The 26,794-nt window shown below is 66.2% G+C and carries 27 protein-coding genes, 2 tRNA genes and 1 pseudogene (1 of these 30 running past the window's edge); 14 read left to right on the top strand and 16 right to left on the bottom strand.

Features of this window, described 5'->3' with window-relative positions:
• The 4 genes and pseudogenes from L6Q96_03150 to L6Q96_03135 all read right to left on the bottom strand — a co-directional run.
• Nucleotides 1–521: pseudogene (locus L6Q96_03150) on the bottom strand (four helix bundle protein) (it extends 634 nt beyond the left edge of the window).
• Between the two features lie 83 nt (nucleotides 522–604).
• Nucleotides 605–925, bottom strand: a complete 321-nt coding sequence (locus tag L6Q96_03145) for a hypothetical protein (GenBank protein MCK6553573.1) — start codon at nucleotides 923–925, stop codon at nucleotides 605–607.
• A complete protein-coding gene (locus L6Q96_03140) occupies nucleotides 922–1,269 on the bottom strand; it encodes a phage integrase N-terminal SAM-like domain-containing protein (protein MCK6553572.1) in 348 nt (115 codons plus the stop codon). Before L6Q96_03140 ends, L6Q96_03145 begins: the two co-directional genes overlap by 4 nt.
• 107 nt (nucleotides 1,270–1,376) lie before the next feature.
• Nucleotides 1,377–1,523 carry a DUF6178 family protein gene (locus tag L6Q96_03135; GenBank protein ID MCK6553571.1) on the bottom strand — a complete coding sequence of 49 codons (147 nt, stop codon included), beginning with the start codon at nucleotides 1,521–1,523 and terminating at the stop codon, nucleotides 1,377–1,379.
• A gap of 118 nt (nucleotides 1,524–1,641) precedes the next feature.
• On the opposite strand from L6Q96_03135, the gene speY reads away from it, so the two are divergent.
• Complete coding sequence (gene speY / locus L6Q96_03130) at nucleotides 1,642–2,745, top strand: deoxyhypusine synthase (protein MCK6553570.1); 1,104 nt, start codon at nucleotides 1,642–1,644, stop codon at nucleotides 2,743–2,745.
• Complete coding sequence (locus L6Q96_03125) at nucleotides 2,742–3,551, top strand: 3'(2'),5'-bisphosphate nucleotidase CysQ (protein MCK6553569.1); 810 nt, start codon at nucleotides 2,742–2,744, stop codon at nucleotides 3,549–3,551. The genes speY and L6Q96_03125 overlap by 4 nt, the downstream gene beginning before the upstream one ends.
• A gap of 27 nt (nucleotides 3,552–3,578) precedes the next feature.
• Here L6Q96_03125 and L6Q96_03120 read toward each other — a convergent pair whose 3' ends face one another.
• Together L6Q96_03120 and L6Q96_03115 are read right to left on the bottom strand one after the other, a co-directional pair.
• The gene (locus tag L6Q96_03120; protein MCK6553568.1) at nucleotides 3,579–4,055 is read right to left on the bottom strand and encodes a hypothetical protein; all 477 of its coding nucleotides are present in this window, start codon (nucleotides 4,053–4,055) and stop codon (nucleotides 3,579–3,581) included.
• Nucleotides 4,052–4,672, bottom strand: a complete 621-nt coding sequence (locus L6Q96_03115) for a Smr/MutS family protein (protein MCK6553567.1) — start codon at nucleotides 4,670–4,672, stop codon at nucleotides 4,052–4,054. Before L6Q96_03115 ends, L6Q96_03120 begins: the two co-directional genes overlap by 4 nt.
• Nucleotides 4,673–5,129: 457 nt before the next feature.
• Between L6Q96_03115 and L6Q96_03110 the strand changes: the two genes are divergently transcribed.
• Nucleotides 5,130–6,539: an MFS transporter gene (locus L6Q96_03110; protein ID MCK6553566.1), complete on the top strand. Its 1,410-nt coding sequence runs from the start codon at nucleotides 5,130–5,132 to the stop codon at nucleotides 6,537–6,539.
• A gap of 144 nt (nucleotides 6,540–6,683) precedes the next feature.
• Complete coding sequence (gene hpnR / locus L6Q96_03105) at nucleotides 6,684–8,204, top strand: hopanoid C-3 methylase HpnR (GenBank protein ID MCK6553565.1); 1,521 nt, start codon at nucleotides 6,684–6,686, stop codon at nucleotides 8,202–8,204.
• Between the two features lie 22 nt (nucleotides 8,205–8,226).
• Here the strand turns inward: hpnR and L6Q96_03100 are convergent, their stop codons facing one another.
• The 3 genes from L6Q96_03100 to L6Q96_03090 all read right to left on the bottom strand — a co-directional run bounded on the left by L6Q96_03100 (nucleotide 8,227) and on the right by L6Q96_03090 (nucleotide 11,900).
• Nucleotides 8,227–9,609 (bottom strand): MmgE/PrpD family protein, encoded by a 1,383-nt coding sequence (locus L6Q96_03100; protein MCK6553564.1) that lies wholly within the window; start codon nucleotides 9,607–9,609, stop codon nucleotides 8,227–8,229.
• A 58-nt stretch (nucleotides 9,610–9,667) separates the two neighbouring features.
• Entirely contained in the window at nucleotides 9,668–10,594 is a 927-nt protein-coding gene (locus L6Q96_03095; protein ID MCK6553563.1) for a hypothetical protein, read from the bottom strand.
• A 112-nt stretch (nucleotides 10,595–10,706) separates the two neighbouring features.
• The gene (locus tag L6Q96_03090; protein MCK6553562.1) at nucleotides 10,707–11,900 is read right to left on the bottom strand and encodes an MFS transporter; all 1,194 of its coding nucleotides are present in this window, start codon (nucleotides 11,898–11,900) and stop codon (nucleotides 10,707–10,709) included.
• A gap of 92 nt (nucleotides 11,901–11,992) precedes the next feature.
• Between L6Q96_03090 and L6Q96_03085 the strand changes: the two genes are divergently transcribed.
• The 4 genes from L6Q96_03085 to L6Q96_03070 all read left to right on the top strand — a co-directional run bounded on the left by L6Q96_03085 (nucleotide 11,993) and on the right by L6Q96_03070 (nucleotide 18,542).
• Nucleotides 11,993–13,507 carry a wax ester/triacylglycerol synthase family O-acyltransferase gene (locus L6Q96_03085; protein ID MCK6553561.1) on the top strand — a complete coding sequence of 505 codons (1,515 nt, stop codon included), beginning with the start codon at nucleotides 11,993–11,995 and terminating at the stop codon, nucleotides 13,505–13,507.
• A gap of 81 nt (nucleotides 13,508–13,588) precedes the next feature.
• Nucleotides 13,589–17,158, top strand: coding sequence for a methionine synthase (metH, locus tag L6Q96_03080; protein MCK6553560.1), 3,570 nt, complete (start codon nucleotides 13,589–13,591; stop codon nucleotides 17,156–17,158).
• A gap of 95 nt (nucleotides 17,159–17,253) precedes the next feature.
• Entirely contained in the window at nucleotides 17,254–18,228 is a 975-nt protein-coding gene (locus L6Q96_03075) for a hypothetical protein (protein MCK6553559.1), read from the top strand.
• 47 nt (nucleotides 18,229–18,275) lie between these two features.
• The gene (locus L6Q96_03070; protein ID MCK6553558.1) at nucleotides 18,276–18,542 is read left to right on the top strand and encodes a hypothetical protein; all 267 of its coding nucleotides are present in this window, start codon (nucleotides 18,276–18,278) and stop codon (nucleotides 18,540–18,542) included.
• A 256-nt stretch (nucleotides 18,543–18,798) separates the two neighbouring features.
• Here the strand turns inward: L6Q96_03070 and L6Q96_03065 are convergent, their stop codons facing one another.
• The 6 genes from L6Q96_03065 to L6Q96_03040 form a co-directional block, all read right to left on the bottom strand.
• The gene (locus L6Q96_03065; GenBank protein ID MCK6553557.1) at nucleotides 18,799–19,134 is read right to left on the bottom strand and encodes a hypothetical protein; all 336 of its coding nucleotides are present in this window, start codon (nucleotides 19,132–19,134) and stop codon (nucleotides 18,799–18,801) included.
• A gap of 167 nt (nucleotides 19,135–19,301) precedes the next feature.
• Nucleotides 19,302–19,832 (bottom strand): hypothetical protein, encoded by a 531-nt coding sequence (locus L6Q96_03060; protein MCK6553556.1) that lies wholly within the window; start codon nucleotides 19,830–19,832, stop codon nucleotides 19,302–19,304.
• Nucleotides 19,829–20,329, bottom strand: a complete 501-nt coding sequence (locus L6Q96_03055; GenBank protein MCK6553555.1) for an archaeosortase/exosortase family protein — start codon at nucleotides 20,327–20,329, stop codon at nucleotides 19,829–19,831. Before L6Q96_03055 ends, L6Q96_03060 begins: the two co-directional genes overlap by 4 nt.
• A 13-nt stretch (nucleotides 20,330–20,342) precedes the next feature.
• Nucleotides 20,343–21,401 (bottom strand): DHH family phosphoesterase, encoded by a 1,059-nt coding sequence (locus tag L6Q96_03050; GenBank protein MCK6553554.1) that lies wholly within the window; start codon nucleotides 21,399–21,401, stop codon nucleotides 20,343–20,345.
• 126 nt (nucleotides 21,402–21,527) lie between these two features.
• Nucleotides 21,528–21,968, bottom strand: coding sequence for a response regulator (locus L6Q96_03045; GenBank protein ID MCK6553553.1), 441 nt, complete (start codon nucleotides 21,966–21,968; stop codon nucleotides 21,528–21,530).
• Between the two features lie 38 nt (nucleotides 21,969–22,006).
• Nucleotides 22,007–22,993, bottom strand: a complete 987-nt coding sequence (locus tag L6Q96_03040; GenBank protein ID MCK6553552.1) for a sigma-54 dependent transcriptional regulator — start codon at nucleotides 22,991–22,993, stop codon at nucleotides 22,007–22,009.
• 141 nt (nucleotides 22,994–23,134) lie between these two features.
• Here L6Q96_03040 and rph point away from each other — a divergent pair, with 141 nt between their 5' ends.
• From rph to L6Q96_03010, 6 genes are all read left to right on the top strand, one after another.
• Nucleotides 23,135–23,857, top strand: coding sequence for a ribonuclease PH (gene rph, locus L6Q96_03035; protein ID MCK6553551.1), 723 nt, complete (start codon nucleotides 23,135–23,137; stop codon nucleotides 23,855–23,857).
• 6 nt (nucleotides 23,858–23,863) lie between these two features.
• Nucleotides 23,864–24,481 carry an RdgB/HAM1 family non-canonical purine NTP pyrophosphatase gene (gene rdgB / locus L6Q96_03030; GenBank protein ID MCK6553550.1) on the top strand — a complete coding sequence of 206 codons (618 nt, stop codon included), beginning with the start codon at nucleotides 23,864–23,866 and terminating at the stop codon, nucleotides 24,479–24,481.
• 76 nt (nucleotides 24,482–24,557) lie between these two features.
• Nucleotides 24,558–24,631, top strand: a tRNA-Pro gene (locus L6Q96_03025).
• Between the two features lie 94 nt (nucleotides 24,632–24,725).
• A tRNA-Arg gene (locus L6Q96_03020) sits at nucleotides 24,726–24,799 on the top strand.
• A gap of 61 nt (nucleotides 24,800–24,860) precedes the next feature.
• A complete protein-coding gene (locus L6Q96_03015) occupies nucleotides 24,861–25,133 on the top strand; it encodes a DUF1778 domain-containing protein (GenBank protein ID MCK6553549.1) in 273 nt (90 codons plus the stop codon).
• Entirely contained in the window at nucleotides 25,126–25,629 is a 504-nt protein-coding gene (locus L6Q96_03010) for a GNAT family N-acetyltransferase (GenBank protein MCK6553548.1), read from the top strand. The genes L6Q96_03015 and L6Q96_03010 overlap by 8 nt, the downstream gene beginning before the upstream one ends.
• A gap of 236 nt (nucleotides 25,630–25,865) precedes the next feature.
• Here L6Q96_03010 and L6Q96_03005 read toward each other — a convergent pair whose 3' ends face one another.
• Nucleotides 25,866–26,789: an ABC transporter substrate-binding protein gene (locus L6Q96_03005; protein ID MCK6553547.1), complete on the bottom strand. Its 924-nt coding sequence runs from the start codon at nucleotides 26,787–26,789 to the stop codon at nucleotides 25,866–25,868.
• Nucleotides 26,790–26,794: the final 5 nt, after the last annotated feature.

Raw genomic sequence — 26,794 nt, 5'->3', positions numbered from 1 at the left:
AACTCGCGCGCGGCGGGCACGAGGGGCAGCCTCAATCCGGCAGAATGGCCCGGTGCCCGCCGTCGCGTGCAGTGACTTGATCCTCCACCTGCGGGCGCCGCCGAGCCGGCCTCTTCGCCGTACTCGTACTCGTTCACGTACTCGTACACGGCCACTCCCTCCCGCACCCGATCGGCGCAGTGATCCGTCATCCGCGTCAACATGGCGACGATGCGCACCAGCAGCTCTTTGCCGCTCTTCCACTGCGGCTCCGCGATCACCTCACAGCGGTGAAGGATGTCCAGGATTGCGCCGCACTCCCGTGCCGATCCACCAGCAATCTGAAGGTACCTTCGCCGTTCGGGTGACGGCACTTTCCCGCAACCCTCCGCGATGTTCAGGGCGATGGACTGAGAGGCGCGCAAGAGTTGGTCGCGAGAATGTCGATCCACGGACTTCAGCCTCCTGGCGCGTTCGTACGACCAGGCGGCAAATTCCAAGCTCACCTGGTAAACGTCCAACCGTTCGTGGTCCAACTTCACCGCCGCGGGTCCTCAGTCCGTGTACGAGTACGTGTACCGCTTCGCTGAGTACGTGTACGGAGTCAAAGCCGAACGCCCGGAACTCACGCGCGGCGGGCACGAGGGGCAGCCTCAATCCGGCAGAATGGCCCGGTGCCCGCCGTCGCGTGGATCGCTTTCTGCAACACCGATTCGTGGATATGATACCGCTGCGGCTCGCCATAGCGCGGGTCGCGACAGATCCTCGCCGCCGGGAATACCCATTGCCACCCCCACTCCCGGTTCGCCGTCGGATACTTGCGCGCCAGCGCGTCCGGCAACTGCACGCACCCAAACCCCGCCTGCAGATCCGCCTCGTGCCGGCGCCGGACGCGATCGAGATGCACCAGCAGCGGTTCCTTGACCACCGCCGGCAACATCGTCACGCGGTCCTTGTCCCCTTCCCCTCACGCACAACGATCTCGCCACGCTCGAAATCGAGGTCCTTCACCCGCAAGCGCAAACCGGCACCGTACATGAGCATCGCCATGAGCCAGTGCACGCCGGCGAGGCCGCCCAGAAGCTCACCGACCTCCGCTCGGGTTAGCACTACCGGCAGCCGCCGCGGCCGCCTGGCGCGCACGATCCCATCGAGCCAGCCCGGATCGCAGCCCAACACCTCCCGGTACAGGAAGAGCAACGCCGACAACGCCTGATTCTGCGTCGACGCGCTCACGCTCTGCTGCACCGCCAGCGCAGTCAGGAACGCCGTGATCTCCGCCGGACCCATCTGCGCGGATGCCGCTTGCGATGGAACAGGATGTGGCGCCCTTTCGCGGGCGAACATATAGCGAAACGGCAACTCCGTCAAGATCGTGTAACAGTAACCAGTAAAGACTACGATTCTGCCCGGCCCGCGCACGGAGTCGCAGGCTCGCCGAAGTGCGCCGGGGCGGCGTCTGCGGGCAGGACGACACGGCGCGGATCGAGATAGCGGTACACCTCGAGCGCCTCGTAGTAATCGGCAAAGCCAAGGTCGGCCATGGGGCGCGAGCGCCACTGGTAGGTGGCTTCGGCGTGGGCGACCTGTGACCGGGGACTTCGGACTCATTTGATTCCGTGACCCGAGGACGTTAGACCAACGTGCACCAGGAGGACGACATTGGCCGGCCGTTCGTCTCGTCTCGACCGACACCCCCGCATCGAACCGCGCCCGATCACGGCCGCGACTACCGTTACCGAGCTCGTTGACGGCAGTCTGCTCGCCTACAACGGTGCCCGGCTGCGCGAGCTCTGTCAGCTCTTCGCGCGCAAGGTTCTCGCCGACGACGTGACGGTCGGGGTGAGCCTGACCGGAGCACTGACACCGGCCGGTCTGGGCATTGCGACGCTGATCCCCTTGATGGAGCGTGGGTTCATCGACTGGGTGACCAGCACGGGCGCCAATCTCTATCACGACGCGCACTACGGCATCGGGCTCGAACTCCATCACGGCACGCCGTTCGCCAACGACGTCGAGCTGCGCGAACAGGGGATCGTTCGCATCTACGACATCTTCTTCGACTACAAGGTCCTGTTGGAGACCGACGCCTTTTTCCGCACCGTCATCGCGGCGCCGGAGTTCCAGCGGCCCATGGGGACGGCCGAATTCCATTACCGCGTCGGCGCGTACGTGGGAGAACGCGAACGGGTGCTGGGCAAGGAGCGGCGATCGATCCTCGCCACGGCACACGAATTCGGCATCCCGATCTACACGTCGTCCCCGGGCGACAGTTCCATCGGCATGAACGTGGCGGCAATGGCGTTGCTCGGCAACCGGCTGCAGTTCGACGTGTCGCGTGACGTCAACGAGACCGCCGCCATCGTGCTGGGGGCCAAGCAAGCCGGGGGGAAGAGCGCCGTGCTGATCGTCGGCGGGGGCTCGCCCAAGAACTTCGTGCTGCAGACCGAACCCCAGATCCAGGAGGTTCTCGGACTCGCGGAGAGTGGCCACGACTACTATCTGCAGATGACCGACGCGCGGGTCGACACCGGCGGATTGTCCGGCGCAACACCGGGCGAAGCGGTGAGCTGGGGCAAGGTCGACCCGGAAGCACTACCCGACACCGTCGTCTGCTACTGTGACGCCACGGTTGCGCTGCCGGTGCTCACCGCTTACGCGCTGGCAAACCACCCCGGCCGCCCCCAGCGCCGGCTGTACGAGCGGCGTGAGTCATTGTTGGCGAGTCTGCAGAGCCAGTACCGCGCCCGAACGGAGAATGCATGACGCAACCGCCATCGCGTGAGTTGACCGTCGCTATCGAAGCGGCTTCTGCCGGCGGCGCGATCGTTCGCCGCTGGTACGAAGGGGCGTACACGGTCAGCGAGAAGAGTCACGACAGTCCGGTCACCGAGGCTGACGTCGAAGCGGATCGGTGTATCCGCAGCATGGTGGCGGCGGCGTTCCCGGAGGACGGCTGGCTTTCCGAGGAGACCCGGGACACCGAGGAGCGGCTGTCCCGCCGGCGGGTGTGGGTGGTCGACCCACTCGACGGCACCAAGGAATTTATCAAGCGTATACCGGAGTTCTGCGTGTGCGTCGCACTGGTCGACGCGGGCGCTCCGATCCTCGGCGTGATCTACAATCCCGTGCGCGAGGAGTTGTTCGCCGCCGAAAGGGGGCGCGGCACGACCCTCAACGGGAAGCCGGTGCGGGTGAGCGACACCGCCGACCTGAGCGCGGCCCGCATGCTTGCCAGCCGCTCGGAATCGGCGCGCGGCGAATGGGACGCGTTCCGGGACGATTTCCGCGTGGAGCTGACGGGCAGTGTCGCTTACAAACTGGCGCTCATAGCGGCCGGGCACGGTGACGGCACGTTCAGCCTCACTCCGAAAAACGAATGGGACATCTGCGCCGGCGCCGCATTGATCGTGGAGGCGGGCGGACACATCACCGACCGGCACGCGCAGCCACTGATTTTCAACCGCCGCGACCCGCTCCTGCCGGGAATCATCGCCACCAACGCCCGCCTGTTCGAACCCGTCGTCGCCCTGCTACGCCGTCGCGGCGAGCTGCCCGGAACCGGCAAGTAGAACTCGCAGATCAGCCTCGCGCCCCCCTCACTCCGGCGCCAACCGGATGAGGACATTGCTCCCATCGGCGATCTTCTCGGCCCCGGGGCGATACAAGCCCGCCCACGCCATCCAGTATTTCTGCGCGTAGAGTTCGCCGAGGCGGTCGGCGATCGCCGGATCTTTGACGAGAGTGGCCTTCAGCTTGATGAACGGTCCGTGCTTGCCCTGCACGGACACCCACGCCGGACTACCCCGCCCGATGCGCCTGGCTTTGTAGCTGTCGGGTTTGGTCGCGAAGTAAATGACGTTGTCGACGATGCCGAACCACACCGGTGCGGCGTTGCTGCGGGCGCCGTTCTTGCGTTCGGTGGCCACGTAGATCTCTTTGGCGCGAGCGAGCTGGACGGCAAAGCTGGACGGAAACCCCTGGGAGATCTCCTGCGCGACAGCGACGGCGCCCAGCACGCCGACAACGCCCAGCAACGTCACCTTCGTCGGGGAGATGCGTCCGGCGGCCGTCAAGACCTGGCTCCTTCGGTGACGCGGATCGGCCGACGCAGGTCGCGGTTTCGGCGCAGCAGCACGTACATTGCGCCGGCGCCGCCGTCGCAAGGGCGCGCCGAGGTGAAGGCCAGGATCATCCGTGTCGACTGTCCGCGCGCCAGCCACGAAACGAGTCGGGTCTTGAGGACGGGGATCTGATCCTTCGAGTTGCGCCCGCGTCCGTGCACGATCAGCACGCAGCGGTGGCGATTCAGATGAGCGCGGAAGAGGAAGGCGTCCACGGCGCAGCGAGCCTCCTCCGCCGTCAGGCCGTGCAGGTCGACATGGGCCTGGTAGGCAAACTCGCCGGTTCGCAGGCGGCGGAGCAGCCGTCGGTCGACGCCCACCGCGGCACCTTCCACGTACTCGTCGCCGTCGGCGATATCGAACGGTGCCGTGCCCGCCACCAGATCGCATAGCTCCGCCAGCGCTTCGGCATCCGGATGGGAGACGGGGCGTGGGCCGGCAGCCGGGCCTGGTCGGGCCACGCGATCGCGCGCGCGGGCCGCCAACGGCCGCACATCGGCCACTGCCTGGAGAAACATCTCTGCCGGATCACGTGCGTCCCCGGCCTCTCCTTGTTCATTGTCGGTCACCGCCGGCACATGTGTGCGCGGCTCTCTCGGGGCGTGCACCACAAGGCCATTAAGCACCCTGAACGGCTGATGCACCAACGAGTCCAACCGCTGCGTCACTGGCTGCCGACCTGGTTCCCGCCCCATGCCGCACCTCCGCGTTTCTGACGCTGTACGCATTAAACGTGGAAACGATCGATGGGGCAAGCGCGAGTCCGCTCCACTTGCCCCGCGCAAGGGGGGCCTTGACAGAGCCATGCCCTATTCGTAGGAGCGGTGCCGCCTTAGAGCAGGGCATAACCGCGGAAAGCCGGGGCGGGCAATGACGCTGCATTCGGGTTATCGCCACTGCGCGACATGGGTACTACAGCGACGGGGTCCGGCGGTGCGTGCGGGTCACCTGTACAGGAAGGCATACATTGCGCCGAGAGGTGCGGCACCCGCATGGGCCGCGACCGAAGGCTGATGGGAGTCACGGATGAAAGCTGACGCGGAGGCATCCACGCCCCGGGGTTCGACGGGGACGCAGCCCCGCGGGGGGTCGTGGCTGCCGGCCTGGGACAAGGAAGACCCGGCGTTCTGGCGTCGGACCGGTTCGGGCGTGGCCTGGCGTACGCTGTGGCTCACCACGGCGTCGCTGACATTTTCCTTCGCGACGTGGTTCGTGGTCAGCGCCCTGGTCGTTCGCCTGCCGGGGATTGGCTTTAAGTTCACCGAAACCGAGCTGTTCTGGTTGGCGGCGATGCCCGGTCTGGCGGGCGGCACGCTGCGGTTGGTGCACATGTTCTTGATCCCGATCTACGGGACGCGGGCAGTGATCAGCGTGGCCAACCTGCTCAAGGTGATTCCGTGCATCGGCCTTGGCCTGGCGGTCATGGATCCGGGTACGCCCTGGTGGATGTTCATGCTGCTGGCATTCCTCGCCGGTATGGGCGGCGGCGACTTCTCCTCGTTCATGCCCAGCACGAGCCTGTTCTTCCCGAAGCGCCTGCAGGGCACCGCGCTGGGTATCCAGGCCGGCGTCGGTAACTTCGGTGTCAGCCTGACTCAGTTCGTGACCCCATGGATCGTCGGCTTTGCCGCCTTCGGGGCGGTTGCGGGAGGTCCACAGACTTACGTGCAGGCCGGGAAGCAAGCGGACGTGTGGCTCCAGAACGCTGTCTTCTGGTACGTCCCGTTCTTGCTCGTGCTCGGTGCGGTGTGCTGGACCCAGCTACGCAGTGTCCCGTTCACGGCCTCGATCGCCGAACAGCTCGACATCTTCAAGAACAAGCACACCTGGTTCTGCACCGTCACCTACGTCATGACCTTCGGCTCGTTCTCCGGGTTCTCCGCGGCGTTTCCGATGATGATCAAGAGTCTTTACGGGGGCTTCGAGGGTGCCCCCGACCCGCTCCAGTTCGCGTTCCTGGGCCCGCTGATCGGTTCCGCCGCGCGTCCGGTCTTCGGCTGGTTGGCAGACAAGACCGGCGGCGGCATTCTCACTCAGGTGTCGGGTTTGGGCCTTATTGCGTGCGCTCTGGGCTTGATCTTCACCGGCGCGCTGGCGCCGACTTCTCTCGACAGTTTTCCGCTGTTCGTCGTCTTGATGCTCGGCATCTTCCTATTCACCGGTATCGGCAACGGTTCGACCTTCAGGCAGTACCCGGTGATCTTCGCCGCAAATCCCCGTCAGGGCGCGGGAGTCATCGGCTTCACGGCGGCGATTGCGGCCTACGGGCCGTTGCTATTCAACGTCTTGATTGCCTGGTCCGTGAGCGCTTCGCAGGTCGGCGGCGGGACCAAGTCCGCGGCCGGCTTCTTCGTCGGTGCGATCGTGTTCTTCGCCGTCGCGACCTCGATCAACTGGTATTACTACGTGCGTGGCGGTTGCGAGCGCCCGTCGTAGCGCGGTTGACCCCGATTCGCCCAGGCCGTAGGAGAGATCTACCCAGCGATTGCGGCGCGGCGAGTCCAGCGCAGCGGAGGCTGCTGTCCGCAGCTCCGCAAAGTTGCGCGGGCGGCTTCTCCGCTGGGGGCAGGGAGGTGCGCAATGCGGGTCTTGCTCGTTCATCCGAGCCCTTTGCTGTTTACAGAGATCTACCTGCGGCTCGAGCCGCTCGGCCTCGAGCGGGTTGCTACCGCGATCGAACGGGCGGGGCACGAAGTCCGGTTGCTCGACTTGCAGGTGTTCCGCCAGGACCACTACCGCCACATTCTGAAGACCTGGCGTCCGGAGGTGATCGGGTTTTCGCTGAACTACCTCGCTAACGTGCCGGAGGTGATCGATCTGTCCAAAGCCGCCCGGCTGGAACTGCCTGACTGCCGTATCATGGTGGGGGGGCACAGCGCGTCGTTCATCGCGACGGAGCTGCTGGTGCACGGAGTCGGTGCCATCGACTGTGTCGTTCGCGGCGAAGGCGAGGGTCCGGCTGCGAAAGTGGTCGAAGCGCTCGGCAACGGTCGCGGTCTTGAAGCCGTTCCCGGCGTGGTAACGGCGGCCGGCGAGGGGCCACCGCCTCGCCTGATTGACGATCTGGACGACTACCCACCGGCGCGCCACCTGACGCGGGGGCGCAACAAGTACTTCATCGGCGTGCTCGATCCGTGCGCGTCGGTCGAATTCACCCGCGGCTGTCCGTGGGATTGCGTGTTTTGCAGTGCGTGGACCTTCTATGGCCGCAGCTACCGTCCGCACACGCCGGCGGCGGCCGCGGAAGACCTCGCCGGTATCGACGAGCCCAACGTCTTCATCGTGGACGACGTGGCGTTCATCCATCCGGAGCACGGCCACGCCATCGCCGACGAAGTGGAGCGCCGCGGAATCCGCAAGGAGTACTATCTCGAGACCCGGGCCGACGTCCTGCTGCGCAATCGTCAGGTGTTCGAGCGCTGGCGCCGCCTCGGCCTGCACTACATGTTCCTCGGCATCGAGGCGATCGACGAGGAAGGGCTGAAGCTTCACCGCAAGCGCGTCAGACTCGGGCAGAACGAGGAAGCTCTGGAGGCGGCAAGGAAGCTCGACGTGACGGTGGCCGTCAACATTATTGCCGATCCGAGCTGGGACGAACGGCGCTTTGCGGCCGTACGCGAGTGGGCGACCTCCGTACCGGAAGTCGTGCACATGACGATCAACACGCCTTACCCGGGCACGGAGACCTGGATGACGGAGAACCGCAACTTTGCGTCTCGCGACTATCGTCTATTCGATGTTCAACACGCCGTCGTGCCGACGAAGCTGCCTCTGCGCAAGTTTTACGAGGAGTTCGTCATGACGCAGGGGGTGCTGGCGCGCAAGCACCTGGGCGCTCGCGCGGCGTGGGGTGCGATGAGCATCCTGGCGCGGTTGCTGGCGCAGGGACAGACGAACTTCGCGCGCATGCTCTGGAAGTTCGGCAAGGTGTATAGCGTCGACCGTCTGTGTGACGACCACCAGCGTGCGATCCGCTACCGGATCGGCCTGCCGACAACGGCGTCTGGCCCGATCACAAAAGCCGAGCGCATGGAGCTCTACGTCCATCCGCCAACGATGCCCGCCCGCCCGCCGGCGACGGAAGCCGCCGCGGACCGCTAGCTGCCAGCCCTGCGCGAGGCGCTCAGCGCGCTCGCGGCCCCCGCAAAGCCGCGGTCAGCACCCCCAAATCGCGTTGATGCGGCAAGTCGGTGACCGCCTCGATGACGCTCGCGGCCTGTCTCGCCGGTAGGGCGCGCGCGGCGTTGCGACGAAACTTGTCTTCCACCTCCGCGCGATCGAGGGGGCGCTCGGGGCAACCGCGGTTGAGCGGCTCACGGTACTCCACCGTCTGTCCGGTGCGGAGTTCGATGCGCATGGTGCCGGGGAAGTGTGCGGGGTAGTCGCTGTCGGGGTCGGCCTGGTGGGTGACACGCCGGGCTACGGCCACGACGGCCGGGTCGCGTACCGCGGCGTCCGCGAAATCGTCGAGGTCGGCGTGTCCCCGAACCAGCATCGTTGCGACGCAATAGGGCAGGCTGAACTTGGCATCGTACTCGGTCTGCGGGTTGTGCTTGACGGCCAGCGGTTCGCAGACGACCGGCATCTCTCGCGGGTGGATCGAGCAGGCAATGGCCGCGACGTCTTCGGCGCGAACGCCGTCGGCACGGGCCCGCGCGGCGCAGTCGATGAAAGCGTGGGTCATGTGGCAGCACGGATACGGCTTGAGGGCGATATCGAGCAGCTCCCAGCGGCGGCCCAGGTCGGCGCCGATACGAGAGATGTCCCAGTCGCCGGGCCCGACGTGGGTCGGGAACAGACCGAAGCGACCCTCGAACGTGGTGCGCGGTCCGCGGAACCCTTCGGCGCCGAACCGAGCCGCGACAATACCGCTATGCGCCGCCCACCCCGGGTGCAAGCGCTTCGACCAGCTGCCGTCGGCCAGGAACTCGAACGTACCGCTCGCCTGGCTACCGGCGAGGCCCATGGCGTCGGCCAGTTGTTCCACCGTCAGCCCGTAGATCGCTCCCGCGGCCACTGTGGAGGCGTAGGCGCCGCAGACGCCGGTCGGATGGAAGCCGCGGTCGTGAAACGCGCCGGGTGCCGCGAGGCCGATACGAATGTTGCTCTCCATCGCAGCCGCCAGGGCGGCAATGACCCGCGGGCCGTCCGCGCCGCGGTCCTCGGCCGCCGCGAGCGCCGCGGGCACGACGCTCGCGCTGACATGTACGACCGACGTGCTGTGCGTGTCGTCGAAATCGAGCCCGTGGGCCAGAGTACCGTTTGCGAGGGCGGCCCACGCCGCCGGAAGGGTGTCGGTGGTGCCGACCACGGTGCACCCGCCCGGGCCGGAGAGTTTCCGGACGGCGCTCAACATAGACGCCCCGAAGTCCGTCGGCGTTGCCGCCAACGCGACCCCGAGGAGATCGAGCGTATGCAGTACGATCTTATCGACGACCGCCGCCGGTAACGCCTCGAAGCGCAACTCGGTTGCAAATCCGGCCAGAATCTCACTTGCGGTTGGCATCAGAACACCTCGCCCGGGGAGTTAGCCTCGATCGGCAGCAAACGCCGACGGTCATGGGTCATCGTGTTTCTTCCCCTCGCGGTCGGCCCGCAGTCGGTGTCGGTCCGGTCGTCGGCCCCGCCGGTGGGCTCGGGTCGAGACCCATTCCCGGCCGGCGCCGGCGCAGTTCCCGACTGACACCCTCGTCATCCCGCGCGACCACGCCCGGGAGGCCGACCAGGCGCGAGTAGCGGACTTCGCCGGGAAAAGCGCCGACGGGCGCGCGCACGAAGCCGGCGTTGATTGTCGAAGAGACCACCGCGTCGGTCCCGGCGAGGATGCCCAGGTGATATGGCTGCTCCCCGTCCAGATAGACAACGACGTCGCCAGCGGCCGGCTTGTCGACGGTGCGAAACGCTCGGCTGCTCAGCAGTTCGGCCACCGGCAGATGCGGGATCTGCCATCCCGCGGCCTGGAACATGCCCCGGACGAAGAGCGAGTCGGGAACGAAGCGCGCACTTCCATGCGTGAGCGAGGCGCGCATTTCGGCAACGTCGATCCGATCGGCGAACAGGTGCGGGGGCGGGGGCGGTCCGAGGATGCGCCAACTGCCGGAGCCGGGAGCGTCGACCATGAGCGTTAGCGTTTCCAGCGCCGGCTCGGCGCGGAAGCCGGCGGCCGAGATCTCGCCGACCACGCTGTATTGCACGTCGATCGCGAGGGCAGTGCTGCCGTCGATCGGTCGCGGCGGTCCGACGACATAACTGGCGACGACAACCACGCGATCCCATGCCGGTTCCAGGGTCCACCCCACCAGCGGCGCCAGCTTCGACCACCCCGGCATGGTCACGCGCTGGCCCATGCCGTCGAGCTGACAGAACTCGCGCACGACTCCCTGGGGGCCGAACTGGCCGGCGGCTGGCGCACCGAACGCGCCGGCACTGCCGAGGAAGCCTGCCAGTGCACAGATAACGATGGGAGCGCGCATGCGCTGGCAGGGTGCCACGCCCGTGCCTCCTGCGCCACACTACCCGCGGCCCCTTCGTTGGGTTGTGGGCGGCCGCTCGCGCCGAACCCGTGGCGAAGGGGGCGCGCCGTGGTGCACTCCGATCGGCTCCCTACGAATGCAGCTCCCGATCGTTCGCAGCCCAGCCGCGGATCCATGGCAGCAGGGCGAACGCCGGAAACGCCAGAAAAAAGGTTATCGCGAAGTAGCTGCCGTATCCGAGGACGGTAACGCCAAGCCCGCTGACGGCTCCGGCCAGGGAGCGCGTCAGGCCGAACACGGCCGATAGCATGGCGTACTCCGTGGCGGCGCGTTCCTTGTCGCAGATGTGCATCAAGAAGGCGAGAAAGGCGGCGTTGCCAAGGCCGCCGGTGAAGCTCTCGAACAGCGAAGCGGCGTAGATCGCCGGCCGGCCGCCGTCGAGCGCGGCGACGCCGGCATAGCCGAGGTTCGAGAGGGCCTGGAGCAGGCCGAGGCTCCACAGGGCGGTGAAGATGCCCCAGCGACTGGTCAGCAGCCCACCCGCCAGTGCGCCGACGATGCTCGCGGCGATGCCCAGGGTTGTCGACACCAGACCGATCTCTTCCAGGCTCAGGCCGCGATCCACCCAGAAGGGCTTGACCATCGGTCCCATGCTGGCGTCTCCGAGCTTGTAAGTAAGCACGAACAGGAACACGGCCGGGGCGCCGGGGCGCAGGATCCAATCGCGCAGCGGTCGGAACCAACTCCCGCCGGTGGCCGCCGGCGGGCGCGGCAGCAAGGGACTGCGCGCCACCGCCAGCGCGGCGACGATCAGCAGTCCGGCGGCGGCGTGGAAGACCGCCGTCCAGCCGAGGCCACCGGCAAGCATCACCAGCCCACCCCCGCCAACGATGAGCGCGACCCGATAAGCGGCGAGGCGCACACCGTTGGCGACGCCCTCTTCCCCGGGCGCAAGGAGGTTGATCGTGTAAGCGTCGATGGCGATATCCTGGGTCGCCGATGCCAGGGTGAAAGCGAAGAGTAGCGCCCATACCAGCGGGCCCGGATCGACCGCCGGCGCCAGCGGCAGTGCGGTGAGGCTCAGCGCCATCAGTGCGAGACAGCTCAGTATCCAACGCCGATACGGTCCGAAGCGGTCGACCAGCGGCGCCCAGACCACTTTCAGCGTCCAGGGGGCGCCGAGCAGGCTCATCAAGCCGATGGCGGTGAGCGAAACGCCGTGGACGCGGAAGTACACCGGCAGGGTGTCGACGACGATGCCGAAGGGCAGGCCTTCGGCGAAATACAGCACGGCGATCCAGAAGAGCTTCCGGTTCAATGACATCCGCACCCCACCCCGCGTTGTACGCGGCTTCTTTTCGCCCACCGTGACGTGCTAGACAAGGGCTCATTCCGACTGCGACGTGGAGGTGAAGCATGGCGTACTACGAGCGGCTCAGCGCTCTGGATGCGTCGTTCCTGGGTTTGGAGGACGACAGTTGCCACATGCACGTCGGCGGCGTGCTGATCTTCGAAACGGGACCGTTACGGACCGTGGGAGGCGGCGTGGATATCGAGCGGGTACGGCGGTCGATCGAGGCGCGCCTCCACATGGTGCCGCGTTTCCGGCAGCGACTGATGCACGTACCTTACGAGGGGATCCCGGTCTGGGTCGACGACGACCGGTTCCGTTTAGCCTACCACGTGCGCCACACTGCCCTGCCGCATCCCGGTGACGAGCGGCAACTGAAGCGCCTCGTCGGCCGGATACAATCGCAGGCGCTCGACCGGCGGCGACCTCTGTGGGAGATGTGGATCGTCGAGGGGCTGGAAGGCGACCGCTTTGCCCTGGTGAGCAAGACGCACCACTGCATGATCGACGGGGTCTCGGGTGCCGATCTGATGTCGGTGCTGCTCAGCCCGTTTCCCGAGGTCGACGAAACGGTGGCGGAGCCGTGGCGGCCGCGGCCGCGGCCGACCCCGGCGCGTCTGGTCTTCGACGAGGCGGTTCGCCGAACCGGCCAACCGTTTGTCCTTGCTCGCGAGATCGCCGACGCGATGCGCGATCCGCCCGCGGCCGCGGCGCGTCTCCTCGACGCCGCCGTCGGCCTCGTCGAGACCTTTGCCCCGTCGCTCAATCCCACGTCCGAGACGCCACTTAACGTCGAGATCGGTCCACACCGCCGCTTCGACTGGACGACGATGCGGGTGGCCGACCTCAAGGCCGTAAAGAACGTCCTCGGCGGCACGCTCAACGACGTCGTACTCGCTGTAGTCAGCGGTGCGTTGCGCAAGTTCTTCGGCCAGCGAGGACTCGATCCGGACGGCCTCGACATCCGTGCCGGTGTGCCCGTTAGCGTACGCAGCGCCGATCAGCACGGGCAGCTCGGCAACCGCGTCACTCAGATGCAGGCGCCCCTGCCGGTGCAGCTTGCCGATCCCGTGGCGCGTCTGCACGCGGTTACCGAGACTCTGAAAGACCTCAAGGAATCGAAGCAGGCGCTGGGCGGCGAGGTTCTGACGGCCATCAGCGACTGGACGGTACCGAATCTTCTCGTCCAGGCGGTGCGGCTGGCTTCGCGGGCGCGTCCGTACAACTTGATTGTCACCAACGTACCGGGGCCGCAGATCCCTCTTTACCTGCACGGCGCACGGATGCTGACTTCGTATCCCGTCGTCCCCCTCTTCGAGAACCTCGCCCTGGTCGTCGGGTTGTTCAGTTACAACGGCGGGCTGTACTGGGGCATCAACGGGGATTGGGAGATGATCCCGGACTTGCACGTTTTTATCGAAGCCCTGGAAAGCTCGTTCCGGGAGTTGCAGGAAGCGGCCGGACGCAGTGCCGAGAACGCGCACGCCGCGGGCCGGCGGGCGCGCGCCCGCACCGCCAGAGTGCGTCGCCCCGTCCGTGACTTGCGTGCGGTCGAGCCCCGCACGGCGACCGCGAAGTGAGAGAGGCCGGGATATCGGGTCTGCGGCCTTCAGTCCGGGGCGCATGGCGTTGCCACGGCATGTGCGCTAGACACGAAGCGGATGTCACGACAGGAGCGGATAAGTGCGCTTCACGCCGCCGTGGAGGAGCGCATCCTCGTGCTCGACGGGGCGATGGGGACGGCAATCCAGGCGGCGGACTTGACCGCCGAGGACTTCGGCGGCGCGGCACTGGAGGGCTGTAACGAGAACCTTGTCCTGACTCGTCCCGACGTGATCGGCGGCATTCATCGCGGGTACCTCGCCGCCGGCGCCGACATCATCGAGACAAACACGTTCGGAGGCACACGCGTCGTCCTGGCGGAGTACGGGCTGGCGGGGCAGGTTGACGCCATCAACCGGCGCGCCGCCGAATTGGCACGGGCGGCGGCTGAAGAGTCCAGTACGCCGGGGCGGCCCCGATTTGTGGCCGGCGCGATGGGGCCGGGGACGAAGAGCATTTCGGTGACTGGCGGTGTGACCTTCGACGAGGTGCGGGGCGCCTACGGCGAGCAGGCTGCGGCTCTGGTGGAAGGGGGCGTCGATCTCCTCTACCTGGAAACCCAGCAGGATACTCTCAACGTCAAGGCGTCGCTCTTCGGCATCGATGACGCCTTTGCTCGGCTCGGGCAAAGCGTTCCTGTGGTGCTGTCGGTCTCGATCGAGACCATGGGTACGATGTTGGCAGGCCAGGCGATCGAGGCTTTGTACGTATCGGTGGCCCACCGCGATCTCTTCGCCATCGGCATGAATTGCGCCACGGGTCCGGACTTCATGACCGATCACCTGCGCACGCTTGCGGGGGTGTCGCGCTTTCCGATCTCGGTATTCCCGAATGCGGGCCTGCCCGACGAGGAGGGCCGGTACAACGAGTTGCCGTCGATGTTGGCGCAAAAAGTCGAGCGCTTTTGTGCGGCAGGGTGGGTTAACATCGTCGGCGGTTGTTGCGGCACCACCGCGGAGCACATCGCTCTGCTGGCGGCCGTCGCCGCCCGTCATCGACCCCGGCGCGCGGTCGTGTTGCGGCGGGCGGCGGTGTGCGGCATCGAGTCGCTGATCGTCGACGAGGACACGCGACCCGTTATCGTCGGCGAACGCACCAACGTTCTCGGCAGCCGCAAGTTCAAGGACCTGATTGCCGCCGGCGAGATCGATCAGGCGGCCGAGGTCGGCCGGGCGCAGGTGCGCACCGGAGCGCACATCCTCGATGTCTGCCTCCAGGATCCGGATCGCAACGAGGCCGCGGATCTAACGGCATTTGTCGAGGTCCTCGGCAAGAAGGTGAAAGTGCCGCTGATGATCGATTCGACCGACGCGCGCGCGATCGAGCAGGCACTGCAACGCACGCCGGGCAAGTCGATCGTCAATTCGGTGAATCTGGAGGACGGTGAGGAGCGTTTTGCGCGGGTCGTGCCACTGGCGCGGCGCTTCGGCGCCGCGCTGGTCGTCGGCTGCATCGACGAGGACAAGCAGCAGGCTCAGGCGATTTCCCGGGCGCGCAAGCTGGCGATCGCGCAGCGCTCGTTCGAGCTGTTGACGGCCAAGTACGGGGTGGCGCCGGAGGACATCTATTTCGATGCGCTGGTGTTCCCGGTGGGCACCGGCGATCGGAATTACGTCGGTGCCGGCGTCGAGACGATCGAGGGTATCCGCCTCATCAAGGCGGCCCTGCCGGAGTGCAAGACGATTCTGGGAGTCTCGAACGTGTCGTTCGGACTGCCGGCGGCCGGGCGCGAAGTGCTCAACGCCGTCTTTCTGTACCACTGCGTGCAGGCCGGTCTCGATCTGGCGATCGTCAACGCCGAGAAGCTCGAGCGCTACCCTTCGATTCCCGAGGAGGAGCGCCGGCTTGCCGAGGACCTCATATGGTGGCGTGGCGACGATCCCATCGCGGCTTTCACGGCGCATTTCAGGGCGCGGGCGCCGAAGCAACGGGCACAACGCGGTCGGGACCTGCCGCTCGATGAGCGCCTCGCCCGGTACGTCGTCGAGGGTTCTCGGGACGGACTGTTTGCCGATCTCGACGAGGCCTTGAATACGCGTAAGCCGCTGGAAATCGTCAACGGGCCGCTGATGGCGGGGATGGACGAGGTGGGACGGCTGTTTGCCGCCAACGAAATGATCGTCGCCGAGGTCCTGCAGTCGGCGGAAGCGATGAAAGCCGCCGTTGCCCATCTCGAACCACGCATGGAGCGGAGGGAAACGGCGGTTAAGGGCAAGTTGATGCTGGCGACCGTCAAGGGCGACGTGCACGACATCGGCAAGAACCTGGTGGACATCATCCTGAGCAACAACGGCTACCGGGTGGTGAACCTGGGCATCAAGGTGCCGCCCGAGGAGTTGATTGCCGCGTATCGCCAGCACCGCCCAGACGTGATCGGGCTGTCCGGATTGCTGGTGAAATCGGCGCAGATGATGGTGGTCACGGCGCAGGATCTTAAGGGGGCAGGGGTCGATTGCCCCATCCTCGTCGGTGGCGCCGCACTGTCCAATCGCTTTACCCGTCTCAAGATCGCTCCCGAATATGACGGTATTGTGGCGTATGCGAAAGACGCCATGAGCGGGCTGGACCTTGCAAACCGGCTCATGGACGAGTCGCGACGGGCCGCGCTCGCGGATCGTCTGCTCGCGGAGACCAGGCACGTTCTGGCCAGCGGACCGCGGCGGTCCGAGATGGCAACCGGTCCGGTGGCGGCACCCCCACGGTCGGCCGTGCCTCGGGTGGCCGTGGTGCCGACGCCGCCCGACTTGCGGTTGCACGCGATCGAGCACTACGACCTCGACGAGGTATTCCGCCACATCAACCCGGCGATGCTGTACACGCGCCACCTCGGGTTCAAGGGCAAGTTCGAGGAAGCGCTGGCCGCCGGCGACGAAAGAGCCCGGGAGTTACGGGGCCAGGTCGCTGCGGTCGAAGAAGTCATGCTTTCTCGTCCGGACATGACCGCGCGTGCCGTGTACCGGTTCTTTCCGGCGGTGGCGGAAGGCGACGTGCTGCTCGTGCTCACCAGCGATGGCCGTAACGTCTGCGAGCGTTTCCGCTTCGGCCGACAGGAGGCACCGCCGCATCTGTGTCTGGCGGATTTCGTGCAACCCGTCGACGCGGCGCTGACCGACTACATCTGCCTGTTCGCGACGACGGTCGGGCCCGGAGTGCGGGCGCTGGCGGAACAGTGGAAGCGCGAAGGCGAGTACCTCAAGTCGCATGTCTTGCAAGCGCTCGCGCTCGAAAGCGCCGAGGCCTTCGCCGAGGTCTTGCATCGAAAGATCCGTGCGATGTGGGGCTTCGCCGATCCTCCCGAAACGACCCCGCAGGATCTTTTCAAGGCGCGCTACCGCGGCATCAGGGTTTCCTTCGGCTATCCGGCCTGTCCTCGGCTGGAAGACCAGCAGCAGCTTTTCCGCCTCCTGGAGGTCGAACGTCACATTGGTGTGTCGTTGACCGAGGGGTTCATGATGGACCCGGAGGGCTCGGTGAGCGCGCTGGTGCTCCACCATCCGGAGGCCCGCTACTTCAACCTGGCGCCGGGCGATGTGGAGCGGCTCGAACGCGCGATTGCGGACGAAGCCGAAGCGGCGCCGGCCGAGGGGCCGCGCCCTGCTTTCGCCACGACGGCGCCGGAAGGCGAGTGAGGCGGTAGCCGCCGGCAGGGTGCATGTCGAGACAGTTGCGGGTGCTCTCGAGGCATGTGTTGACAGGTGCCCGGGTGCGTAATAGCCCTGCTTCGATGTCGGGAAGATCGATCAGGTGCTGGAGCGTCGTCCGGCTCGGCGCGGTGGTAAGCGCGTCGCTGGTTCTGACCGCGGTTACCTCGGGATGCAGCGGCGGCGGGAGCGGCAGCGGTGGTGGCTCGACGGTCGCGACGGCGACGCCGACCCGAGAGGCGACAGCAACAACGACGGCGCGGCCGAGTGCGTCTCCGACGGCTACCGCGACGTTGGCGGCGACTGTCACACCAAGCGCCGCGGCGACTCCGACCCCGACCGTTGCTCCGACCGAGACGCCGACGGCGGTGCCGACTACGATCCCCACGGCGCCCGCAACGGCGACGCCGACCGTAACGGCAACGGCCGCGGCGACACCGACGACTACGGCGGAACCTGCACCTACCGAGCCGCCGTTGACCGGGCCCGTAATTACCTGGTTCGGGGTGGCCGACGGGAGCGGCACGGTCGCCGCGCCGGCGATGCGGGATGCGGAGAATCGCCCGGTGTTTCGGGTGTCTGCCGGCGACGGCTTCATCCTCTTCGTCGAAGGCCGGCTGGGGGTGAGCCGACTGGCGATCGGGACGATCCTGCTCAACGGCGACGGTCTCGGAACGGCGCAGCCCGACCTGCAGATCGTCAGTTCGCGGGATCTCGGAACGCCGACTACCGCGGTGTGCGACGGCACCATCCCGACCCGGGGTGGCGTGCCGGCGATCGTGCCCCCGCGTTTCGATGCCGAGACGGCGGTCAGCGGTGCGCTGAACGACCTTGCCTGCCGATTCAAGGTGTTTGCCGAGACGGACTTCGCGTGCACGCAGACCGTGCGCGGGAATTTCGTCTTTGCCGGGGCGGGGTCGGTGATGCAGTTCTGCACGCTGGTCAACGAGGCCCTGACCTTCCCGGCAGGAGAGACGTTACTCAGCGCCCGTTTGCGTGACACGGACGGCAATGCGGGCCCGACGGCAGAGATGGTCGTGCGGGTAGGGGGCGAGTAGCTGGCAGGCGGGGCCTCGCAGCGCCTGCGCCGAGGGATCGAGGCGCCATGGAACGATACGAAGCTCTCGTCCGATTGGTCGATCTGGTCGACGATGACGCTGCGGGAGCACGCCGCCGGCTCGACGAGCGCTTGCGGGCCGGCGGATTCACGCGGTGGGAAGTGATTGCCGTGGCGCGCGAAGGAAGCGCCAGCATCGACCGCCGATTGCGCCGCCGCCTCAGGCCACCGCAGACCGCGTTTGTAGGCGGGCGGCTGGTAACCGTTGCCATCGTCGTCTGGTCGCTCTGGTTGCTCTGGTTGCTCGTCGGCTGAAGATCGCGGATCCTACTGGCAGGTCTTGGTGGTGGTGAAGCATACCCCGCTGCAGCAATCCTGACTGCGTGTGCAGGAGCGGCCGTTTGGGAAGCACTCGGGCGTCGGGGTCAACGGAATCAGCGTCGGCGGAATATTGGTGCCGATGAGGAGGTCGTCCCCGCCGCAACTGCCGAATGTCAACATGCCGCCGAAGACTGCGACGGCGGCGAGGGCCGGTCGCCAGGAATGCCGCTTGCGAGCGGCAGGGGGGAAGTCAGATCTGGGCACGACGTTGCGCCTGGTAATGTGTTGCACAGAGGCTCTTGGCAACGCGCTCGCGTTCGCACCCCTTGACCGAGCAACGACGTTCCTTTGGTATCGACGGTTTCGGCGGCGGCCGCCAGCCCTTGAGCTCGGATTCCGCCGAGTCCAGCCCTTCGTTGAGAATTGCAATGACGACTTCCGTCTTGGTCGCACCGAGACTGTTGGCAACCCGGTCGATGCGCGCGAGGACGGTCGCCGGCACCTTGACGTTCATCAGTTTCGTTTCTTCCCGTCCGCGCTTACCGCGTGTCACGAGATCTTCCAGGCGCAGTTCAGGATTTCGCATACGATCTCCTTAAAGGTCTTGCGCCGGTGTGCCCCCGGCTTGTTGTCGTCATTGGTCCGTCTTACCCGGCTGTGCAGTGCCTTCATATGTCGGTGAGCGATCCATATATATAAGTATATCCACGGACGGCGCCGAAGATGCAAGCGCGTTCGGGCGATTTCTGTCCTTTACGAAGTGGCGCGCACGCGGGGACGAAGCGACGGCAGCATGGGCTTGAGCTCGCGGAACGTCAGGGCGAACCAGATGATCACCGGCGCGCCCACAAACGCGACGATGCCGAGGAAAGTCCCGATGACGTCGGTAAACGCATTCTTGTAGTAAACCAGCAACGGGAACAGGGCGACGATCAGACCGTCGATCAGCACGTTGATGATGCAGGCGACGCCCATGAGGATCGCCCGCCGGCGTGCTCCCAGCCCGGGGGTGGCTGCGAGCAGGGCGAGGAGAGGAACCACTCCAACCGCCAGGGCGTCGAACTGGATGGCGAGGTCGACTCGGTCGCCGCCGCGCACCCAGCTCGGAGCGCCTCCGGGCTGCGACGGAGGCCGCAGAACCCAGCCGTGCAGAGCGGGGCCCGCGATGCTCCCGACGGCGATCATGGCATCGGTGTACCACTGCGCCAGAGGCGTCAGGCGCCACACGACCAACAGCACGGCGAAGACCGACAGAAAGACCGCCAGGAAGCGTATCTTGCTCATTCCGCCCGCTCCGCCCATGCGAGCGCACCCACCAACACGAAGACCATGAAGATGCCCTGCCAGACGTACTCGTGGAAGTAGAAGAACGCCTGCGGGTAGATTTCGACGATGCGCGCGAGTGTCGCCAGGCGGAACACATTGACTGCGAACAACAGGGGCAGGCCGACGGCCAGCCCTACCAGCCGGGCCGACCACTTAGCCGGATAGGCGAGGACGAAACTTGCGAACAGCACGAAGACGAATATCCCCGTGCACTCGTGGTTCACATTCATCACCATTGCATTGACCACGACGTCCTCGCCTTGCGCGAAGGCCGCGCCGCCGGCGAGACGGGCTCCCACCGCGGACGCCGCAGCGATCGCCCGCTGCAAGGGGCCAAGTTGTTCGTGAAGACTGAAGGCCCAGAACAGGACACTGAAACCGAGCAGACAGGCGAAGAACCGCAATCCGAACACCAACCCCGCGGGCCACCGCCCGCCTGCTACGTCAGCCCCCATTGGCGCTCCCGTTCTACGCCTGCACTCCGGCGTCCAGCGCCGCGGGACTCCCGTAAATCTCGCGCAGGAAGGCGGCCTCGATGTGTTCGCCTATGTGCCGATCCTGGGTGGAGCCGAAGGCACTGCGCCAGTGACGGAGCGGGACCACGGCCTTGGCCATCGATCTGTGCCCGCCGGCACGGCCTATGCCGGCGAACAGCTTGCGGACGACGTCGCCGGCGCTGCGAACGTACCCCGGGTTACGAACCGACAGAACAACGCTTCCCTGCCACTTACCGGAGACCACTACCCATTCCGTCGATTCGAACTGCATGCAGAAGTCCGCAAGCTGGGGGATCACGGTCTCCCGCTCCACCTTGCCGACGTGCAACGTGAGCAATCCGTTGCGCTTACGTACGCGCGGGAGAACCCGCGCCAGGAAGTCGGCAAAGGCGAGGGGAAGTTCGGGGCGTTCGATGCGCCGCAGTATGCTGTAGTTGGTGAGGGGATACAGCGACATGAACGCCCGGAGATCCGCCGGACCCGTTTCCCGGTTCAACATGAGCGTGTCGCTCTTGATTCCGTACAGCAGCGCGGTCGCCAGGCGCTGGCTGACGTCGGCTGCGGCGGCCTCCAGATACTCGGTGAGGATGGTCGAGGTGGCCCCGTACTGCGATCGCAAATCGCAATAGCTGGCCTCGACAGGACTTACCCTGGGGTGATGGTCGATGACGACATGGGCCTGCGGCAGCCGGCTATCGAAATAGGCCGGCTGCACATCCAGCAGGGCCACGCACGCGAAGCCGCGCAGGGTCTCGGTGTCGGCCGGTTCGATCGGTACGTCGAGGAGCCGCAGCATGGCGAGGTTTTCCGCCCGCGTGGTTTCTCCGAAGGCGAACAGCGGCGTGGTCGCACGATTGCGACCCAGCACGGTGCGCAGCGCGATGGCGCTGGCAATGCCGTCGGGGTCCGGATCGTCCTGGAGCAGGAGAGCGATGCGCTCGGCGCTATCCGTCACCTCGTGCAGTTGCGCGAGGCGGGCGCGCGTCCCCTCGAGATCGATCCGATAAGTGCTGGGATTTGCGAGCTGCATGCCGTTCGGTATGCCATCCGCTCACACGGGTGGCCGCGCCGTTGCGCAGAGGGCGTTTAGTAACACGAGGGCGGACCCGGGACAACGCGTTCCGGGACACCTCGTAGGGCCGGTGGCCTCGGAAGATCACTCCGATTTATCGGACGTTTCGACGGCGACGGCCGTTTCGCTCAACTTGCGCCCGAGGGCGCGGGCGTGCACCTGAGCCTGGATGCGCGTAAACAACTCGCGCTTGTTGATCGGCTTGGTGAGGTACTCGCTAACCCCGAGCATCATGCCCTTGGACCGTGTGTCGATGTCGTCCTTGGCGGTGAGCAGGATTACCGGAATCTGGCGTAAGGCCTCGTCCTCGCGCAAGCGCTGGCAGACCTGAAGCCCGTCCATCTCCGGCATCATGACGTCTAACAGGATAACGTCGACGGGTTCTTGCTTGAGCTTCTCCAATGCCATCCGACCGCTCGATGCGCCCACGCACTTGTAGCCCTCTCGACCGAGCATGCGGGTCAGTATTTCCACCGCGTGTGGGTCGTCGTCGACGATCAGAATGTGCCCCTTCGGATTGTCCATGATGGGTCGTTCCATTTCCGCGCCGCGCGAAGCCCGCTTTAGAGGACGTACCCCGTCGTCGGTCCGGCCACACCAGTCTTGCGCCGGAGCTTGGCTACCAGCGTGGTCCGTTTCAACCCGAGCAACCGCGCCGCCGCCTGCTTGTTGCCTTTGGTGCGCCGCAGCGCTTCGTCAATCAACCGATACTCGAACTCCTCCACCGCCTGGTTCAAATCGATGCCTTCGTCCGTGAGTGTCGGCCGCGGGATCTTCTTGTCCGAAATGAACGATCGGATGTTTGGCGGCAGGCTCTCCACGCGGATCGCACCGTCGTCGCTCAACACCACCATCCGTTCGATGAGGTTCTCGAGTTCACGGACGTTGCCGGGCCAGTCGTACTCCCAGAGGTGGACCATCGCATCGTCGGCGATGCGGGTCGGCTGGCCGGGGCGTTGGGCGTTGTGTTTTTCCAGGAAGTGCTGCACCAGCAGCGGGATGTCCGAGCGCCGCTCGCGTAACGGTGGAATAACGATCGGGATCACCTGCAGGCGATAGAACAGGTCCTCGCGAAACCTGCCCTTCTCCACCTCGGTCGCAAGGTCGCGGTTGGTGGCCGCGACCACGCGAACGTCGACCTTGATCGTGCGATCCGCGCCGACCGGACGAATCTCCCGTTCCTGCAGTACCCGCAGCAGCTTGACCTGAAGATTCGCACTCATCTCGGCGATCTCGTCGAGAAAGATCGTGCCGCCGTTGGCCAACTGGAACAGGCCCATACGCGCGCCGACCGCGCCGGTGAACGCTCCTCGCTCGTGGCCAAACATCTCCGACTCCAGCAGGTCCGGAGGTATCGCGCCACAGTTGACGGCAATGAATGGATTGGCCGCGCGCCGACTGTTGCTGTGAATGAAGCGCGCTATCAATTCCTTTCCCGTGCCACTTTCGCCCATGATCAGGACGGTCGAATCGGTGACGGCGACCCTCTGCGAAATGCTGAGGATCTTTTCCATCACCGGGTGCGCGCCTTTAACCAGCAGATTCTCCATGCATTCTCGCTTCGTGCGTTAAAAAATTAACAGCCTTTCGGAGTCGGCGCAAGCGGCGATTTGTTGTCGCTTCGTGAATGCGCGGAGTTGCGAGCGGCGTCCGGGGGCTGGTATGGGGCTGCAGATCGGAAAGGGATTCGCATGCGGGACGACGGGCGCAAACCACACGAGATGCGGACAGTACGGCTGACGCCTGGCTACGTGCGAAGTGCCGCGGGTTCGGTTCTTGTCGAAGTGGGGCGAACCCGGGTGGTCTGCACGGCGTCGGTGGAGGAATCGGTGCCGCCATTTCTGCGAGATACCGGCAAGGGATGGGTGACGGCTGAGTACGGGATGCTCCCCGGGTCGAGTCGGCAGCGCATACCACGCGAGGCGGCGCGGGGTCGCGTGGGCGGTCGAACCCACGAGATCCAACGATTGATCGGTCGCAGTCTCCGCGCAGTGACGCGTCTCGAGGCGCTCGGGCCGCGCACCGTTTGGCTCGACTGCGATGTGATCGAGGCCGACGGAGGAACCCGCACGGCGTCCATCACCGGCGCTTACGTGGCGTTTGCCCTGGCGGTTCGACACCTCCGCCGGACCGGGGCGGTGAAGACCGATCCACTCGCCGGATCGGTGGCGGCCGTGAGCGTCGGCATTGTCGGCGGGCGTCCCTTGTTAGACCTCTGCTACGCGGAGGACGCGGGTGCAGAGGTCGACATGAACGTGGTCATGACCGGAAGCGGCGGTCTGGTCGAAGTTCAGGGTACCGCCGAGGGGGCGCCATTCAGCCGCGCCGACCTGGGCCGACTCACGGATCTTGCCGCACGTGGCATTCGCCAACTCACCGCGGTGCAGCGCCGCACGCTGCGTACGAACCGCTAACCTGCCGTGGCGAAGCCGATTCTCGTCATTGCAACAACCAACCCCGGCAAATTGGGCGAGTTCGCCGACCTGCTGGGGGACCTGCCGATCTCGCTGCGGTCGCTGGCCGATTGCGCCGGCGTGCCCGAGGTGGAGGAGGACGGCGCCACCTACGTCGCCAACGCGACCAAGAAAGCTCTGACGGTCGTGCGGTGGACGGGATACGCGGCGCTGGCGGACGACTCGGGGCTCGAGGTGGATGCTCTGGGGGGCGCGCCGGGGGTTCGTTCCGCGCGTTACGGCGGACCGGGGACGGGCGCGGAGGCGAACGCCGCCCGCTTGCTTGCAGATCTATCGGGAGTGCCGCCGGAGCGCCGCACGGCGCGGTTTCGATGCGTGATCGTTGTGGCTCGGCCGGACGGGGGCACGCGGGTGGCCGAGGGGGTGTGCGAAGGGCGCATCACCGAGACGCCCCGGGGCAGTGGGGGCTTCGGCTACGACCCCGTGTTCTTCGACCCCGAGTTGGGTTGTACCTTTGCGGAGGCGGCGCCGGAGGCGAAACAAGCCCGCAGTCACCGTGCCCGCGCCTGCGCCGCACTCCGACCGCCACTGATCGCGTTTCTCGCGGGCGGGACTGAGCCGTGAGACGAGGTAAGATGGACTTGCTTGATTTGACGCAGGGTGTTTGTTAGCCGACCGAAGTTGCAGGACGCGGGATTGTCGGGGTGTGGCGCAGCCTGGTAGCGCACCTGCCTTGGGCGCAGGGGGTCGGAGGTTCAAATCCTCTCACCCCGATACGAACCGTGACGTGTTATCGTAGGCGTGGTCGGTCCCTCCGAGACGGGGGACCAAGTACCCGACCCGCCGCCGCGGGCGCGAAGCAAGCCGGGCGCCAGTAGCTCAGGTGGATAGAGCAACGGCCTTCTAAGCCGTAGGTCGCCCGTTCGAGTCGGGCCTGGCGCGCTTTCTTTTTCGCCCGGTTGACGCCGGGCAGGCATGGTGCCATCTTGGCACCATGCCTGCTGTGGCCGAAAAGAAGTCACGCCTGGTGGCGCGCATTCCCTCGCGCATTCGAAGCACCATTCAGGCCGCCGCCGATCTCGAGGGCGCGTCGATCAATCGCTTCGTGGTGCAGGCAGCCCATCGCCAGGCACAGGAGATCCTGGAGCGGGAAACCATCATCCGCCTGAATCGCGAGCAGACCAAACGCATCTTCGAGTTGCTCGACACCCCCCCCAGGCCGAACGCAGCACTGGTGGCCGCCAAGGCCCTCCATCGGAAATCGGTGCGTGCTTAGGTTCGAGCTGCTGGACGCGACCCACGATCGCCGCCGCTTCGACTGCGGGGTAGAGTCGTTGAATCGCTACCTTCAGCAGATCGCGCGGCAGCACATCGGCAAAGGAATTTCCAAGACCTTCGTTCTGGTGGACGAGGAGGACGCCGCGCCGAAAGCCGTGTTCGGCTTCTTCACCATCTCGATCTGTCAGATGCTCGGTGAGCACGTACCGGCGAAGTGGGCCAGGCGGCTACCACACCAGATCCCCGCGGTTCGGCTTGGACGTCTCGCCGTCGCCCGCGCACGGCAGGGCGCCGGCTATGGAAAAGTTCTCCTGGTGGAGGCGCTTCACCGAGTTGCTCGGGTTGTCGACCTCGCCGGAGGCATCGGCGTGTTCGTCGATGCAAAGGACGAAGCCGCTGCGGCCTTCTATGCGCGATTCGGCTTCGAGCCGACCCCCTCGCATCCGCTGACCCTGTTCATGCCGGCCGAGACGATCCGGCGGTTCGTGACCTGAATGGCGGAGGGCCTCTCTGTGCCAATGAGGAGCTACAGGAGAAGCTCTGCGTCGCCGGCTGGGACTTGGCCGTGTTCGACGAAGCTCACAAACTCGCCGCGCACTGTTTCGGCTCGAAGCTCGATAAGACAGCCCTCTGTGCCAATGAGAGTGAGGCAGTCGGGTAGGGGTGGTTTACAGTAGAGGGCGACGATGGGGCGGAGAGCGAGGTCGTCGCGAAGGCGCAGTGGCGCGCCCTACCGTCCGCTTGCGGCGGGAGTGTTGGCTTCCGCCGACGGGGTGGCGGCGAACGCCTCCGGGTGGATGAAACGTGCCATGGTGACGAACGCCGCGCCGATACGTGGACCGGGACGCAGGACATCGTAGGCACCGTATCCGTAGATGCGGCGATTGCGCACCGCGGGGATCGTCGGGAAGGCCCGCCAGAACTCCATGGTGGCGGCAGAACCCGCCCGTTCCTCGTTGCCCATGCTGGTGTCGACGATCACCTCCGGTGCCGCGGCTACCACGAGTTCGAGGTTGAGGTGGGGCCATCGCCCGGATGCCGCCCCGGCCAGATTCTGCCCGCGCGCGCGTGTGATGAGTTCGTCTTGCAGCGTGCCCCTGCCGGCGGCGATCAGAGGGGTGTGACCGACGACCATCAGGACGCGTCGTGGCGCGACGCCCGTCAGGCGTGCCTCGACGGCGGCGAACTCCGCATCGATGCGCGCTACCAGTTCCTGTGCCGCCGATACCCGGCCGAGAGCCTCGCCGATGGCGAGAATGGCCGCCTTGGTCTGATCGATCGTTTCGGGATCCACCGTGAGGACACGCAGGCCGAGGCGCTCGATCGACTCGACCGGGTTGCGATTACCCGGGCTCGGAATGCCAATAACCAGGTCCGGCCGCGCGGCGACGATGGCCTCGATGTTGGGCGTCAGGAACGAACCGACGCGATCTATCCGCGCCGCCTCCGGCGGGTAGTCGCAGTATGTCGACACGCCGACGAGCCGCTCGCCTGCCCCGAGGGCGAAGACCGTCTCGGTGATTGACGGCGCCAGCGATACAATCCGCTGCGGCTCGGCGGCCGACAGCCGTGCGCCAACCAGGCCAACGGCAACGCAACCGGTCAGGACGCCGACGGCCCATGACCCCCGAGTTGGCAACCTCCCCAGGCCCATCCCGC

It is taken from the genome of Candidatus Binatia bacterium, from assembly GCA_023150935.1.
GTDB lineage: Bacteria > Desulfobacterota > Binatia > HRBIN30 > HRBIN30 > JAKLJW01.
This window is presented reverse-complemented; position numbering and strand designations above follow the sequence as displayed.